The following is a 15,001-nucleotide window of genomic DNA, read 5'->3' on the forward strand; positions in this document are numbered from 1 at the left end:
TCTAACTAAAAAGCAGACGACCATTAGTTGTCATCTGCTCCCATTGGATTTAGTTGAAACTTTACTGGCGTTATGCGTCTTAGCAACCAGTTCATAATGGCCAAGATGCCTGACACAAACGTTAACAACCAAAATTGATTTGCTTGAAAATTGCTAAATAATTGTAATAGAACAAAACCGATTGCAAACCAGCCAAAGTACGCAGCCATCGTGTTACCACCAATTCGCAATACTTTATCCAACAAGTTTTCCGATCCGTTTTGAAAAAACTTAACATGTAGCCAATCGAAAAAAAGCATGATAAATACAAAACTAACCAAATCCATAGAAACGAACTTCAATATTGTTATATAATCTCGCATGGGATTAAAACGTGTTGATCCATGATATAACAACAAACCATACGTCATCATAATATCCGAACCAAATATGAATAATAACCAACTAATTGGCTTAGCTCGTACCATATCCCGAATTAACATATATTCCCCCAAAACAAATTTATTATCATAATTATTATATCATTGATCGGGGTTTTCAAATGGTTCCGGAACAAAATAAAAAGACCACTTTTAATTGCGTAGGGTCTTTTTATTGTAGCAGTTTGGTATCGTTGACTACTAGTGACAAATAGAGACAGTGAGAGGCCAAACAAGGTCAGAATTCTTATGTAAAAAGCGCAAACACTTATGAACGTTTTATGTTATTTTCGATACCCTTTGTTTGTCCACTAAAACGCGTTTATCTAGTAACAAAAAGTTCATTTGCGACATTTTCTTACGTTAAGCCCATATCTAAGCGTGTACATTCTTAATACTTAAACATAGTTTGAATATTAAGTATAGAAATAAAGTCTGGTTAAATTTATTTAGAATGTTTAACATTTTTTGGCCAAATGGGCTTAGTCATAATAATTATTACGAGACCAACTAGCATCGTTACGTAACAAGTAATATTTTTCGGATAATTGACTATCAACCAAAAAGATACTATTGTTATTACTAGACCTAAAACCATAAATAGTATTACCAAGATATATCTAATTATTGGTGTTATAGAATCAAAAGGATTTTCTTTTTGATTCTTACTAGGCTTTATCATACAACAAAAAATAAAGCCAAGGAACAACCATATCAAAAAAACAATATGACGAGGAAATGATTGTATATTTAAAATCCAAACTAATGCTAACATACCAGTCAATGAGGAATATAGCGTCACTACTATAGCCATTACAGTATCACGAAAACTACTATGACTGTCTTTGATAAGTTTAGCTTCTAACTGATTATTTCCGATAATTAGCTCATCTATTGTTACATCTAATATTTTAGCTATTTTGATAACTAATTCAATATCTGGTAAATTTCTTTCATTTTCCCAATTTGAAATGGTTTTAGGTGAAACATTTAATTTTTTAGCTAGCTGTGTTTGTGACAAATTATGAGACAACCGCAATTGTTTTAGAACACTTGAAAATAACATGACATACCTCTGAACTTATTTTTATTAGTATGAATGAAGTAATGGATGTTGAGCAAGCACTTTAACTAAATTAGTATCTCGTCATTCGAGATATATTGATTTTGATGACTTTACGTAGATTATACAAAAAAGCAAATACCTAATATGATTTACTTGGTATTTGCTTTTTATAATGCTGATTATGATAATCTACCGATTCTTTCCCCATTCACTTTTTGAACCATCATGATAACCAGCAACATAATCTGGATTGTTTTTATTATAAGTTCGAAAAAAATCTTGAACTTTCTTACCTAATCCATAAAAATAACGACGAAGAAAATGTCTTTTTTTATTATCATAGATATAGCTCTCAACAATTGCCTCTTGAAATCCTTTTATATAACTCTTATTTTCTTGTTTATTCATAAAAAATCCCCTCGAGTACACAGTATAAAAGACTAAAACAACAAAAGCAATAAGTTATTTCCCTTTATGGATCATTTATATAATATTTATTTGACTAATTAGTCAAATAAATATATAATTCAGTTATGGGCAGAAAAAAAAGTTTTGACACAGATGATATTCTCTATCAAATCGGACAACTATTTATAGAAAATGGTTACAATGGTACCTCATTAGATGACATTGTGGAACGTACAGGACTTCTTAGAGGTAGCCTGTACGCCACATTTGGAAGTAAGCAAGGTATGTTTATCTCGGCTCTCAAATTAAGCTTAGAAGGAGAAAATAATCAATTGAAATGGGGGCTTCTTATAGTGGCAATGCTAGAGGTAACATCAAGAAATAGTGCAGTATATAATATTGTCCAAACATGGTATGCAGAACATCAAAAAGAACAAATAGCGGAAAAAATAGGCTTAGAATTATTAAAGCACAGCGGATTAATAGATTGAGGTAGCTAAAATGTTAAACAAAGTAACAATAAAAAATCATCAATTACTAGTGGTACCACAAGGAATTAACAAACTAGCTGCATTGAAAAATAAGATTGAAATTCCAATACAAAACGTAGTTGGAGCTTCAATTGATACAGGCATTTTAAATGACAGCAAAGGCCTACGCGCACCAGGAACCTCTCTTCCAGGATATTGGGCTGGTAGTTTTAAAAAAGATGGCGAAGAGAGTTTTTTTAATATTAAGAGAGAAAATAAACCGGTAGTAATTCAGTTAAAAAATGAACAGTATACTCGGTTAATTTTGGGAGTCAATAATCCTGAAGGTGTCGTTGACTTGATCAATAACAACACTATTTAAATACTAAAAATAAAGAACACATACATTCCCGAAGGATATGCATGTGTTCTTTTGAAATTACTGTGTTAGCAATTTTTTAATGATAGACAATATAACAATCACAATCTAGATAATATTGATTTTGTGTTAACCAAATAGTCAGTCTATGGATAACATTCCATCTCCTCTTAGTATGTCTTTCTAGATATTTTATTTTGAATAAAAACTTGAATACTTTTATTCATACAAGAAGGCATAATTCCAAATATTATTAAACCAAAGAGACTTGCCATACCGAAATTAATGCCATCTTTTTTTAATCACAATAAGAATTAAAACAATTAAACCAGCCAGAAATATTGGCCCGCCCACTAGCATACCTTTTAGTGCGGATATAATTAATCCTGACAATATAATAAAAGCTGGTAATACAAGTGCATATTTTAATCCCTTATATCCTGATAGATATTTCTGCCATTCATACGTTAGACCAAGCGAACTTGAAGAATCAAAAGATTTTAATCGATTTAAAGCATAGACCGTAAATAATACTAGAAATAACGTAGGAATAAATAAAATTCCCAGTTTGATAAAGTCTATAATATCACTAATAAGCAACACTATTAATAATAAGTCAGTAAACATCAGCATATTATATACTGGTCTTAAGCTTTTTGTAACCTCTTTTTTTTCCAGATATTCACGCATACCTCTATCCTCCTTAAGAAGCGTATCTAACGAAACGTGATAATAATCACTCAACTTAATCAAATTTATAATATCTGGATAGGAAATTTCATTTTCCCAACCAGATATAGTTTGACGAGTCACGTAGAACCTTTGTGCAACTTGTTCTTGAGTTAATCCTTTCTCCAGACGAGATTTTTTCAAGCGATCCCCAAATTTCATTTTTTTACTTCCTTTCTTGATGTCTGTACTATCCTAAAAAACAGTAAAAACAACAAGCAATTTTCTCTTGCGTAGTTGATATAAAGCTTTTTTATCCAAAATTGATCTGGTCTAGCATCATTTCACGACTCGCTTGATCCAAAACTAAATAAGTTAGAGCCATCGCTTCACTAGAGTGATTTAATAAGTGGATTACTAAGCCAATATTATAGTTTGACGAATAGTATGGGTGCCTAGTTAATCCCTAAGAGATTACTAACCTTATCCGTAATCTTGTAGAATTGTTTCTCGGTAATATGACTTTCTGGGGACTGCTTTCATGGTCAATGCTATAATAAACCACATGGCGTAGTGTCAAATTTTAAAATAAAAGTAGGTTGATATGTATATTAGTTACATTAGGAATAATTATCTAACGAATTTTTCAAAAAATATCTTGGCAGGACTAGTAACGGCTATCGCCCTTTTACCTGAAGTGAGTGGTTTTGCTCTCATTGCAGGTGTTCCACCATTATATGCTATCTTTTCATCTGCCATAACTTTAGTTGTCTTATCAATATTCGGCGGACGACCAGCAATGGTATCTGCCGCAGCTGGATCTATAGCTTTATTATTAACGGATATTATTGCTAAACACGGAATGGAATATATGATTTTAGCAACCTTGTTAGCTGGAATAATACAACTTATTTTTGGATTAATCAATGTTCATAAATTGATTGAATATTTGCCAAAAAGTGTTATGCAAGGATTTGTTAATGCATTAGCTATAATGATTTTAATTGCGCAACTACAACAGATTCCACATCAATCTTTAGCATCTATCATCATGATTGTCATCAGCATTATGAGTATGTATATATTACCCCGCTGGTTTATTAAAATTCCCCCTGCACTTATTATCATGACTATCAGTATTGTTATTGCCATATTATTTAAAGGATTTTTTGAAAACATTGGCACTTTAGCAAATAATTCGACTATAAATCCACATTTGGGACTGCCGGGTATTCCTTTGAACCTTCATACATTATTCATTATATTACCAACCTCTCTAGGTATTGCAGTGGTTGGATTAATTGAATCATTATTGACTATTCCTCTGATTGATGACATGACAAAAACAAATAGTAATAGTAAACAAGAATCCATTGGTCAGGGTATTGGTAATGTGATCACTAGTTTATTAGGTGGGCAAGGTGGTTGTGCAATGATCGGCCAATCAGTCATGAATGTTCAATCAGGAGGACGTACACGTTTATCCACTCTTAGCAGTGGAATCGTCTTATTTGTTTTTGTATTTGCCCTTAAAAATCTCATGTTAGCTATTCCAACTGCCTCTTTAATTGGCATTATGATTACTGTATCAATCGCAACTTTTGATTGGCATAGCATTGCTTTAAATAAAAACATCAAAATAGCAGATTTAACAGTAATGATATTGACTGTTTTAGTTGTTGTAATGACGCATAATTTGGCTATTGGTGTTTTTTCAGGAATTATTTTATCGATTATATATCGATACATCTTTCATATCAAGGTAGCTTAGAATTTTACAGTATTTTCAAAAGAATGAATTATAGGTCAAAAGTAGCCAGTATATCATTAATATGTTCACGAAAAAACAGCTACCAAGTAAAAAATTAGATATCTGCTTTTGCTTTTTATAATAAGGAATATAGGCTACGCATGTTCTTGCAATATGCAATATATTAAAATGACCCATATATCAAAAATTCGGAATAAATTTTGCAACTCATGATTTGACTGAACATATCAACATTTAATTTTATTTCGTCTCATTAAAACAGATAAGTTGTCTGTAAACTCTTGATCAGATTATATTATTAAGTGCGTCCAGATCTTATTGTTAAAAATCATTTTTTGTTACCATCATAATGTATCCAAATTAAAAGAGCAGCAAAAATAAAAGAGCCCCATGGATTTCCTTTATGTAAATATAAGCATAATCCGCCAAATAAAAACATAGCAATAGGAACTATCAGTGTGTATTTGAACCCTTTATCACCTGAAACGTACTTTCCCCATGTATATTTTAATCCTAAAGAACTTGCTGTATCAAATTCAGCAAGATTATCTATCGACATTCCAACAAAAATCAACACAAATAATATTGGTATGTAAAATACACCTAAACGAACTATTTCTAATATATTAGCGATGAATAACATAAACAAAACAAAAAAAGATAAGTTCAATTTCCAATATACCTTTTTCATATTTACTGACACATATTTCTTTTCTAAGTCTTCTCGCATACCTGTATCCTCCTTGAGTAAAACATCCAAAGAAATATGATAGTAATTACTTAGTTTAATTAAGCTAGAAATATCTGGATAAGTTTTTTCGTTTTCCCAACTAGATATCGTTTGCCTAGTGATAAAAAGTTCGTTCGCGACATTTTCTTGAGTTAAATCCATATCTAACCTTGCATTTTTTAAGCGCTCACCAAATTTCATAATGAGTCCTCCTGAGTTTATAAATATAGTTTGAACATAAAATAAAAATAAGACAAGCAATGATTTATTGCTTGTCTTATTTTTCGATCAGATAAAGCATAGTTGGGTTTATTTAGCGTCTATAACAATTTTTAAATGTTAACTTTGCATTCATTGTTAAATAAATGACAGATTAAATCAGATTCACCTAGTCAAATTTTTAAATTTTATTATCTAAGTATTGGACCAGCGTTATCATTGACATCATTTTTAACTGTTGTTGAATCCTGTAATGAAGCTTTGTAGTTCGGAAAAAATGTAATTGGATTCAATTTATTTAGCTTCGATATACCTTCTACTTGTTTTCCGTTTAGTAGATTACCATTGTCAGTAAAATTCTTTCCACCAAATACTTTTGCTATATCATTAATAGAGGCTGTAGGCACATCGAAGGTATTATTTTGAGCGTAAACTCGTGATTGTTTACCAAGGCCAAAAGCGTACATAAATTTGTAAATAGATGAATCAGTGGCAGAATAATAATTATTATAAATATGAACTTTCCCGAAACGAACACGTGGCTGCCGTTGAATAAGATTGTCAAAATGATTGTGATGCATCGTTACTTGTAGTTTACCCAAATCACTGGTTTTAGAGTCACTATTACCTATGTTCATTGATTTATCATGATTTTGTAACTGGTTATAAGATAAAGTCACGTTATTAGCACCATTTACAATATCTACTAATCCATCATGGTGTTGGTACTCACGACCATAATATGAACCATTTTTATTATCAGTTTGGCTACCATCAGAGAATTGATTATGGTCCACCCAGACGTTTGACCCACCAGTAACTGTTAAATTATCGTATTGAGAATTCCAATTACCACTAGTTCCGTCTGTAGGATCCCATTGTGGGAAATAATCATAGGCATTTTCAAAGGTAATGTTTCGTACAATAACATTGCTACCGTTAATAACCATATTCCCACCGGTAATTTTAGCATTATTGGTACCAATTATTGTTGTGTTAGAAGGCACCTTATATTGGATTTGTTTAGCTTGGTTTTTTTGGGCCTTATCACGCGCTATTTCTTGAGTTCCAGTAGGCATTTTTTTACCATACTTAGTCGGATTGTAGGTATTTAAATATGTAGCAAAGTTATAGCCCGTACCATTTGCATAATCTGCAGCAGTTAAAGTTTTCCCGTTACTTCCTATGTTCATATCTATTGTTCCAGAAATATAAATAATTTTAGCTGTTTGATTATTTTGATTTCCTAATGCATTCATTAAATCAGTCCGATTAGATACAGTATAGATATGTGTATTATCTGCTTTTGTTCCGCCACTGGTACCACTAGCAAATCCCTGTGACGAGTTAGCTACTTCACGAGCTGTCTTTTGTAAACTTGGTGAAATAGCTGCTGCATGGATACAACTTGATATATTTATTACAGATACCCCCCAAGCAATAGCCACAATGTATCTAAAATGACTGTGTCCTGAATATTTTAACTTCATAAAATCCCCCTAAGATAATATTTTTGTAACACAAGATAAAATTATACAATTGGTGTTATACAAAGTAAAGTTTTTCACAATGTATAAGCGTAGTTGTATATAAGGAAAAACTAATGAGGAAATCAAATTACTATAGCGTTTATCTGGATAGTTATCAGTTAAATATGTGCGTCAAACCAATCTAGTGCAAAATAAAAAGCGCAAGATACTTATAAGTATCTTGCGCTTTTTATTTTGATGAAGACGACAAACTTATATTTAGGATAATGACTGAATCATTGGATAATATGGTTACTAAAAATCTTGTGAATAACAAATTGACATAAAAGATACTTCTATACTTTATTTTACGGACTAAACAAAATAATCCGTTTTTTAGTATCAGAGCAATTATGTGTATGTGTGAAGTGAAAAAATTTACAGACAAGCCTGTTTAGAGCATTGACAATAACTCAAATTAACTGAACTTTGCATGCTTTAGTCCAAGAGTCAAACACTACGATTTTTAAAAATAAGATAGGCAATGCCGTACATCAAGACAATATATATCAGATAAGCAACAATTAATCCATTTTGTGATATTTGCATGGCTTGTTTCATGAGAGACGGGGGCCATTGCCCTATATTAGTCATACCGAGATAAATATTAAAGGGGTTCCACTTGAAAAAAGCAGCTAAATCAATTATCTTTACCGAAATGGCACCCAAAAGCGGAGTTGCCACAATCATGAGAACGCCCAATCCAATGGCTGCGCCAGAATGTTTAACCAAACTCGTAATCATCAAGACCAATGATGACACAAAAATCATTTGGATGGTGGTATCAATCACAGCAACAATCATGGTTTGCCAACTGTTTCCTGTGTAACCTAAGTTCTTACTGAAGTCATATTTTGGTATAAATAAGACCACTGCCAAGACAGTACCGACAAAGGCTGTTGCAAATAGACCGATGAATACACTTAAATTAAGCAATAACTTGCTGACAAACACACTGCCACGACTAAAACGACGTGACAAAAGTGGTCTAATTGTTCCAAAACTAAATTCTTGTGATATTGACAAGGCAGTAATGATAATGCCAATCAGTTGTACATATAATAAGGCCTGTCCCAAGTTAATAACTGCCGCAGTAGTTCTTTGTGATTTAAAAATGCCAATAATAGTTATTGGAAATATAAAACTCAAGATTAACCAGATGTATAATTTGTTTTGTTTAAAAGCTTTATAATACTCTTGTTTCAGTAATGTTAACACAACTTAATTCCCCTTAACGTCTACTTCCAGTATATCCAACGATGATTTTTCTAGGTTAGCTTGGTTAATGTTTGATGATTACTAAAAGTAATCGGTCGACCATCAAATGAAACCGTACTTGATGAATAACTCATTAAATCGGTAATCGCGCGCATCATTGTTGATGTACCAGCCCCACTAGGGACAATTAAATCAACAATGTGTCCAGATTCAACCTCAAAACTAACTTTGTCTATTGCGAAGTTTTGTTTCATATTTTTTACTTACATGTTTTAATTCTACTAATGTAATGCCATTATTTTCTTCTCTATATTCTTAATCAACTTTTGAGTGAATTAAAATTATTTAGACGTACAAATAATTTACTCCTAAGCAAAGAGGATCGCACAATAAAAAAATATCTTTAAGTAAAGTTTCTTAAGTATGGGAACCACTTTATCGATAGTCGGAATGATAAAAATCATTTACGCTATTTCCGAATGTGTCTCTCTAACATAACGGATATTGCAACACCAAGGGCAATTACTAACAACCATGGCCACAAAACATATTTGTTATTTTTGGTCGTTGAAACTTCTTTTTTATTTTTTTTGCTAACAGACACATGTGGCACGATTTTAACTACTGCCTTTTTTGATGAAGAAGAGGATTGAGACGAAGAGGCCGAAGAACTCGATGATGATTGTACTGACGAACTCGACGAAACTGCGCTAGATGAGCTTGCTGATGAAGATGATGAAGATGATGATTCATTGTTAGCACCAATCTTAGGCAAGCTACTGATATCAAAAACTACACCGTAGCCATAATAATGATTATATCGAATTGACTGAATATTTACCGTCATGTGGCCATCCAAGCGTGAATCCAAACTAGCTGCAGTAAATTGATATTGATAATAGTCTGTATTACCTTGGGTTGTTCGAGAAATCGTCGGTGTTTGACCATTGAAATCCGTCACAGATACAGGAAACAGACCCAAGTCATGGGTCGTTTTAATTGTCATGATAACTACATAATGGTCACCATCGATTGCAACTGTTGCCGGATTTTGAAAATACTGATCAGCCACAGATGTCTCTGCTGATCCATCTTTGACTACCCTGAAAGGGACCGAATAAGTATCTGCTGAAATTGAGTCCCCAACGATACCCAGGCCTAATATCAAACTAAAACAAGTAAGTACAAATAACTTAAATCGTCGCATTAACGCAATACCTTCTTAAACCAAACACTTACAGCCAAAATTCCTGAAGATAACCCTGCCACAAGCAATGCAACTGTACTATTTTCAGTAGCGGTTTTAGGTAGTTTTGTTGTACTTGATAGGCGATCTGTTAAGGGTACATCGTGACCAATGGTTTGCGTTGAAAAACTCTGGGCACTATTACCTGTATTTGAATACGTATTCGAGTTTGATGCATCAGCTTGTAGCAGTATATCAACTGATTGCGTTTCACTAAATGGTACACCACCAATTGTTGTAGAGACACTAATTACTGAATGAAGTGTTTTACCTAAGTCTGATGCAGGCAACACCACGACAAAATTTTGTCCACTCTTAGTTGCAGCAACACCGTCAATGACCCAACTTTTTACCATATCGATTGTTGCCATATCTTTAAATGTCAAAGTGACCGTTGCTTGACCGTTTTTAATCAAGACAGTGGCAATTGGTGATACCATTGATGTCATCATTGAAGGATCTTTGGTACCTGTTTTATAGATTTTGACTGAGTATTGCGAAGTTTTTGTCTGACTAGTATTTGCAGGTGTTGCTGGCTGATCACCAGTGTTTGATGTTTGTGAATCTTGTAGCTTGGATCCTTGTGAACTTGTACCTGTACCTGTACCTGTACCTGTACCTGTACCTGTACCTGTAGTATTATCTTTTTCTTTTAATAACATATCAACCGATTGCGTTTCACTGAAGGGCTGACCTGCAACTGTTGTGGAGATACTAATTACTGAATGGAGCGTTTTACCTAGGTCTGATGCAGGTAATACAACAACAAAGCTTTTTCCACTTTTGGTTGCGGCAATACCATCAATGGTCCAACTTTTAACCATATCAATTGTTGTGGTATCATTAAAACTCAAAGTGACTGTTGCTTTATTATCTTTGGTCACAACAGTAGTAGTTGGTGATACCATTGATGTCATCATTGAAGACTCTGTGGTACCTGCTTTATAGAGATTGACTGAATATTGTGCGGTAGTTCCTTTGTTAGCTTCATCGGCCGCTTTTTTGTCTGCAGCCTCTTGTGTTGCCTTAGCTGCCGCCGCTTCATCGGCTGCTTTTTTGTCTGCAGCCTCTTGCGCTGCCTTAGCTGCCGCCGCTTCATCGGCCGCTTTTTTCGCAGCCTCCTCGGAGGCAACTTCTTCGGGATCACGAGCTACCAAAGTTAAATCACTTAGTTTAAGATCAACAGGTTGTGTCTCAGTGAAGGACATTCCCCCAGGTAACACGGCCTCTATACGTACAGTTGATTGTAAAGTTTTATTCAAATCCGAAACAGGTATTGTGAAACTAAAAGTTTGACCATTTTTTGTCGCTTCAACACCGTCAATTGTCCAAGCTTTTACCATATCGGAATTACTTGATTGTCCGAAAGTCAACGTAACAATAGCTGTTTGGTTTTTAATCGTCACATCTACCTTACTGTTGACCATACGGCCCATTGTAGATGCAGTAGCAGTTCCTGATTTATACAAGGTGGCAGTTGCTGTATAAGTACCGTTTTGGTAACTTGATGTTGCTGTAGTGGCAATGGATGTTGCGCTCGTTGTGTCAGCCGCGTTGGCAACATCACTATTTAATAGGATTGTCCCTGAAATTGCCAAAGTTCCCGCTAGTACTAAAACTTTATTCTTCTCCATAATGTCCTCCGATAAAATATGGTACTTATCATGTGATAAGTATTTTAGTGTATAAAAAAAGGCGCAGTGTTAGCCGCGCAAGTTTTTACTATAATCGCAATTATATTCCAATTTTATATAAATATCAAAGGAAAAATATTCATTAAAAAATTAAAAAAAGTTTTTGTAACATAAAAATCCCCTTAATGTGGTACATATCAAACAATTTGAATGATTTAATGAAGCGGTTATCTATCGGTATTCTATTTCGATTCTTGACTTGATGAATCTAATATTGCCTGAACGATTCAAGTTCAAAATTTACGTCGTTTTTTAGTGCTGGACTGATTAAACTTAACATTCACAACGTTAACTAAAGTAAGCATCGTATCAACAATTTTAGCTCGTTGTAAAATTTTGATTTCCTACCCTTTTTGGCACTTCACAAAGTCACTTTGAAAATTTTTTCACAATACATACCAATTATACTTCCCCAAATCACGCCATTTAGAATAGCTTTACGAAATACTTCTCTAGGCATATTAGCTAGTTCAAAATTTTTTGTTAGTCGGATTAATCTATTACCAAAATAAATAATAATCACACAATTACTTATTATTGCTAAATTTAAAATGATAAGAGCAGGCAAAGACAGGTTACCAAAAATTGGTTGGGTTACTAATATAAATAGACAGGCTAAGTCGGTGATAGTTGCAAAGTTTAGATAAATTTTTGTACTTCTGATATCAGCCTGTTTTTTTATGTTTTCCACGATCTTTGATCCCTTCAATAATAAATTGTCTAAAGATAAATCAAATAATTGAGCTAAAATAATCAAGCTATCTATATCTGGCGTGGTTTTATTATTTTCCCAATTCGAAATTGTTTTTGTAGAAACAAAAATTTTTTCTGCTAGCTGTTCCTGCGTTAATTTATGATCTCTTCGCTTCTTTTTTAGTATGCTACTTATATCCATTTATTTTCTCCTTTATTTTAAGGAACGTATTCATTACTATCTATCCAATATATTCTGTCTATCTAATAAAGTCACTAGAAAATTAATTCATATATTGATGTATCAGTATTTAAATGGTCGATTGTACAATTAAACCGAACGCTTGAATAAAAAAAGCCCACAAGTTAATGCGAGCTCACCAATAAATGGCATTTATTTATCATTTTTTCTGAAATATTTGTCACTAATAAAATTAACTATCGGCGATAAAATTACAAAACCAACCACCATGTAAACAATATCCCAAAACCAAAACGGTGTTCCTAACATATCAGGGAACTTTTTTAAGATATATGACAATATAGATATCACAATAAAATTTTCGAATAAATGATCTTTCAAAATGGTGTACCTCTATTTATTGAGTCATATAAACAGAATCACCTGTTCTATCAATTTTTTAATGTACTGCAACCATTTCCATTTTCATGGATAACGTTTTTATAAGCATGGGTACTATTTAAACATGAATGATAAACGTATGTCAATAGTTTTTGTGAAATTAATTACTTTAAAAATAAAAGCCCCTACTATTGTAGAAGTTTTTATTTGTTAATTATTTAGGTTACACTTTTAATAAAGCTAAATATACGCCAGCATTCGCAATATCATCTAATGTTTTATCCGATGATATTCCCAATATCAAAATTAAAGTTTTTATTGATATCAAAAATTCCTAGTTTAAACTGATTTTTTGTAATAAAATCTAAGTATTTCATAAAGTTATTACTATCCTTAATTACGTAACTATAAAAAATAATATCAGCTGTACTACTTTTATATATTTACAAACATGTTGTTCATATCCATTGCATATGGTCTATAGTCAAAATGTTGCCCTACTAATTTACTATAATCTTTTTCACTTACATTCGTTTTTCCTTTCTGTGGCGTAACTCTAGCTCTCTAGTCCTGTATAAGCCGTTTTAATCCCTACGGATATAAATTGTAGACAGTGTATGGCTATAATTACACAAAAAAACCCACAAGTTAATGTGAGCTTATTTCTTACCTTTTTTATCTAACTTTTTTATAACATAAGAACTAGTAAATCCAATAGAAAAGTATAGAATAGTCCACAGCCATAGTAATTTAGGGTAATCACTATATAATATTCTCAGTGGAATTGTTAAAATAGCAACTGGAATCATTACCTGTAATAAATCTTTTTTCATATATTATATCCTGCTTTATTCACTAATATAAGCGTTTCCATGACGGTAAATTCTTATCCAGCCGTTCCACCTACAACAGCTGTCTCAGTAGTAATCAATCCTACTGTTAATTTTAATGCTTTATTCATATATTTTCTCCCCCATGGATAACGTTTTTATAAGCATGGGTACTATTTAAACATGAATGACAAACGTTTGTCAATATTTTTTAAAAATTAATCATTACTCCTTTGGACGGTAAACTATTTTACGAAACCTAAAATGAACCCGCTAACTTTATGAACATTTAATTTGTTCAAGTTAGCGGGTTCATTTTATTTATTTAGGTAGACCTTGTTTATTATATTAGGCGTGCGTAATGTGATTTCTTGACTGCGCTGATGACTGCCCATAATAAGCATTATCACCGTGCTTTCTGTAGTAATGTTTGTCTAACAAGTATTGTGGAACATGAATTTCTGATCTTGTTGACTGCAGAGCATGGTAACTAATTTCTGCTGATACTTCCAATACTTTAGCATTGTATACAGATTTCTCTGGAGTCGCACCCCATGTAAATGGGCCATGTTGACTGACCAAGGCAGCAGGCGTCGCGTCTGGGTAAAGCCCACGATGCTCAAACTCTGTTACAATGACTTTCCCAGTATTTAGTTCATAGGCCGTTTTAATTTCCTCTTCACTTAGAGCTGGTGCACAAGGAATATCCCCATAAAATGTATCGGCGTGCGTTGTACTGACAGCTGGTATATCCATTTTTGCAGCAGCAAACGAAACGCCCCAAGGCGAATGCGTATGCGTGATACCACCTATATTTAAAAAATGCTGATAGAGATAAGCGTGTGTAGGTGTGTCACTAGATGGATTGAGATCCCCTTCTACAACTTTCCCGTCCAAATTAACCACAACCATATCGGAAGGTTCTAATTGGTCATACTCAATGCCAGAGGGCTTTATTACAAATAGCCCTTTTTCACGATCAATGCCTGAAACATTTCCCCATGTAAATGTTACTAATCCTAATTTAGGCAACGCCATATTAGCCTTATAAACTTCATTTTTTAGCTTTTCTAACAT

At 33.1% G+C, this 15,001-nt stretch carries 16 protein-coding genes and 1 pseudogene; 3 read left to right on the forward strand and 14 right to left on the reverse strand.

Features of this window, described 5'->3' with window-relative positions; translation table 11 throughout:
- Positions 1-23: 23 nt before the first annotated feature.
- From JNUCC76_RS10530 to JNUCC76_RS10540, 3 genes are all read right to left on the reverse strand, one after another.
- Positions 24-482 carry a Tellurite resistance protein gene (locus tag JNUCC76_RS10530; RefSeq protein WP_454154669.1) on the reverse strand — a complete coding sequence of 153 codons (459 nt, stop codon included), beginning with the start codon at positions 480-482 and terminating at the stop codon, positions 24-26.
- Between the two features lie 382 nt (positions 483-864).
- On the reverse strand, positions 865-1,485 hold the full coding sequence (locus JNUCC76_RS10535) for a helix-turn-helix transcriptional regulator (RefSeq protein WP_454154670.1): 621 nt from the start codon (positions 1,483-1,485) through the stop codon (positions 865-867).
- Positions 1,486-1,674: 189 nt separating this feature from the next.
- The gene (locus JNUCC76_RS10540; RefSeq protein WP_454154672.1) at positions 1,675-1,893 is read right to left on the reverse strand and encodes a hypothetical protein; all 219 of its coding nucleotides are present in this window, start codon (positions 1,891-1,893) and stop codon (positions 1,675-1,677) included.
- A gap of 125 nt (positions 1,894-2,018) precedes the next feature.
- Between JNUCC76_RS10540 and JNUCC76_RS10545 the strand changes: the two genes are divergently transcribed.
- Positions 2,019-2,384: a TetR/AcrR family transcriptional regulator gene (locus JNUCC76_RS10545; protein WP_454154674.1), complete on the forward strand. Its 366-nt coding sequence runs from the start codon at positions 2,019-2,021 to the stop codon at positions 2,382-2,384.
- 10 nt (positions 2,385-2,394) lie between these two features.
- Complete coding sequence (locus JNUCC76_RS10550; protein WP_454154676.1) at positions 2,395-2,745, forward strand: PH domain-containing protein; 351 nt, start codon at positions 2,395-2,397, stop codon at positions 2,743-2,745.
- A gap of 279 nt (positions 2,746-3,024) precedes the next feature.
- Here the strand turns inward: JNUCC76_RS10550 and JNUCC76_RS10555 are convergent, their stop codons facing one another.
- Both JNUCC76_RS10555 and JNUCC76_RS10560 read right to left on the reverse strand, forming a co-directional pair.
- On the reverse strand, positions 3,025-3,633 hold the full coding sequence (locus JNUCC76_RS10555) for a helix-turn-helix domain-containing protein (RefSeq protein ID WP_454154677.1): 609 nt from the start codon (positions 3,631-3,633) through the stop codon (positions 3,025-3,027).
- A gap of 91 nt (positions 3,634-3,724) precedes the next feature.
- A pseudogene (locus JNUCC76_RS10560) lies at positions 3,725-3,941 on the reverse strand (site-specific integrase); the annotation flags it as partial.
- Between the two features lie 74 nt (positions 3,942-4,015).
- Here JNUCC76_RS10560 and JNUCC76_RS10565 point away from each other — a divergent pair.
- Positions 4,016-5,182, forward strand: a complete 1,167-nt coding sequence (locus tag JNUCC76_RS10565) for a SulP family inorganic anion transporter (protein WP_454154679.1) — start codon at positions 4,016-4,018, stop codon at positions 5,180-5,182.
- 328 nt (positions 5,183-5,510) lie between these two features.
- On the opposite strand, the gene JNUCC76_RS10570 is transcribed toward JNUCC76_RS10565, so the two are convergent.
- The 9 genes from JNUCC76_RS10570 to JNUCC76_RS10610 all read right to left on the reverse strand — a co-directional run bounded on the left by JNUCC76_RS10570 (position 5,511) and on the right by JNUCC76_RS10610 (position 15,001).
- On the reverse strand, positions 5,511-6,113 hold the full coding sequence (locus tag JNUCC76_RS10570; RefSeq protein WP_454154681.1) for a helix-turn-helix domain-containing protein: 603 nt from the start codon (positions 6,111-6,113) through the stop codon (positions 5,511-5,513).
- A 209-nt stretch (positions 6,114-6,322) separates the two neighbouring features.
- Positions 6,323-7,621, reverse strand: a complete 1,299-nt coding sequence (locus JNUCC76_RS10575) for a pectate lyase family protein (protein ID WP_454154682.1) — start codon at positions 7,619-7,621, stop codon at positions 6,323-6,325.
- A 489-nt stretch (positions 7,622-8,110) separates the two neighbouring features.
- On the reverse strand, positions 8,111-8,878 hold the full coding sequence (locus JNUCC76_RS10580; protein WP_454154684.1) for an ABC transporter permease: 768 nt from the start codon (positions 8,876-8,878) through the stop codon (positions 8,111-8,113).
- 50 nt (positions 8,879-8,928) lie between these two features.
- The gene (locus tag JNUCC76_RS10585; RefSeq protein WP_454154686.1) at positions 8,929-9,132 is read right to left on the reverse strand and encodes an ATP-binding cassette domain-containing protein; all 204 of its coding nucleotides are present in this window, start codon (positions 9,130-9,132) and stop codon (positions 8,929-8,931) included.
- 215 nt (positions 9,133-9,347) lie between these two features.
- A complete protein-coding gene (locus JNUCC76_RS10590) occupies positions 9,348-10,085 on the reverse strand; it encodes an NEAT domain-containing protein (RefSeq protein ID WP_454154687.1) in 738 nt (245 codons plus the stop codon).
- Entirely contained in the window at positions 10,085-11,758 is a 1,674-nt protein-coding gene (locus JNUCC76_RS10595) for an NEAT domain-containing protein (RefSeq protein WP_454154688.1), read from the reverse strand. Before JNUCC76_RS10595 ends, JNUCC76_RS10590 begins: the two co-directional genes overlap by 1 nt.
- A 421-nt stretch (positions 11,759-12,179) precedes the next feature.
- Entirely contained in the window at positions 12,180-12,713 is a 534-nt protein-coding gene (locus JNUCC76_RS10600; protein WP_454154690.1) for a helix-turn-helix domain-containing protein, read from the reverse strand.
- A gap of 1,040 nt (positions 12,714-13,753) precedes the next feature.
- Complete coding sequence (locus JNUCC76_RS10605; RefSeq protein ID WP_454154692.1) at positions 13,754-13,927, reverse strand: hypothetical protein; 174 nt, start codon at positions 13,925-13,927, stop codon at positions 13,754-13,756.
- Between the two features lie 345 nt (positions 13,928-14,272).
- Entirely contained in the window at positions 14,273-15,001 is a 729-nt protein-coding gene (locus JNUCC76_RS10610; RefSeq protein WP_454154694.1) for an L-ribulose-5-phosphate 4-epimerase, read from the reverse strand.

This window comes from Leuconostoc sp. JNUCC 76, from assembly GCF_053667755.1.

Excerpts from the sequence above, each read along its gene's own strand:
- JNUCC76_RS10550 (WP_454154676.1), top strand. The coding sequence starts at position 2,395 with ATGTTAAACAAAGTAACAATAAAAAATCATCAATTACTAGTGGTACCA.
- JNUCC76_RS10555 (WP_454154677.1), bottom strand. The coding sequence starts at position 3,633 with ATGAAATTTGGGGATCGCTTGAAAAAATCTCGTCTGGAGAAAGGATTA.
- JNUCC76_RS10530 (WP_454154669.1), bottom strand. The coding sequence starts at position 482 with ATGTTAATTCGGGATATGGTACGAGCTAAGCCAATTAGTTGGTTATTA.
- JNUCC76_RS10535 (WP_454154670.1), bottom strand. The coding sequence starts at position 1,485 with ATGTTATTTTCAAGTGTTCTAAAACAATTGCGGTTGTCTCATAATTTG.
- JNUCC76_RS10570 (WP_454154681.1), bottom strand. The coding sequence starts at position 6,113 with ATGAAATTTGGTGAGCGCTTAAAAAATGCAAGGTTAGATATGGATTTA.
- JNUCC76_RS10575 (WP_454154682.1), bottom strand. The coding sequence starts at position 7,621 with ATGAAGTTAAAATATTCAGGACACAGTCATTTTAGATACATTGTGGCT.
- JNUCC76_RS10540 (WP_454154672.1), bottom strand. The coding sequence starts at position 1,893 with ATGAATAAACAAGAAAATAAGAGTTATATAAAAGGATTTCAAGAGGCA.
- JNUCC76_RS10605 (WP_454154692.1), bottom strand. The coding sequence starts at position 13,927 with ATGAAAAAAGATTTATTACAGGTAATGATTCCAGTTGCTATTTTAACA.
- JNUCC76_RS10565 (WP_454154679.1), top strand. The coding sequence starts at position 4,016 with ATGTATATTAGTTACATTAGGAATAATTATCTAACGAATTTTTCAAAA.
- JNUCC76_RS10590 (WP_454154687.1), bottom strand. The coding sequence starts at position 10,085 with ATGCGACGATTTAAGTTATTTGTACTTACTTGTTTTAGTTTGATATTA.
- JNUCC76_RS10600 (WP_454154690.1), bottom strand. The coding sequence starts at position 12,713 with ATGGATATAAGTAGCATACTAAAAAAGAAGCGAAGAGATCATAAATTA.
- JNUCC76_RS10585 (WP_454154686.1), bottom strand. The coding sequence starts at position 9,132 with ATGAAACAAAACTTCGCAATAGACAAAGTTAGTTTTGAGGTTGAATCT.
- JNUCC76_RS10595 (WP_454154688.1), bottom strand. The coding sequence starts at position 11,758 with ATGGAGAAGAATAAAGTTTTAGTACTAGCGGGAACTTTGGCAATTTCA.
- JNUCC76_RS10545 (WP_454154674.1), top strand. The coding sequence starts at position 2,019 with ATGGGCAGAAAAAAAAGTTTTGACACAGATGATATTCTCTATCAAATC.
- JNUCC76_RS10610 (WP_454154694.1), bottom strand. The coding sequence starts at position 15,001 with ATGTTAGAAAAGCTAAAAAATGAAGTTTATAAGGCTAATATGGCGTTG.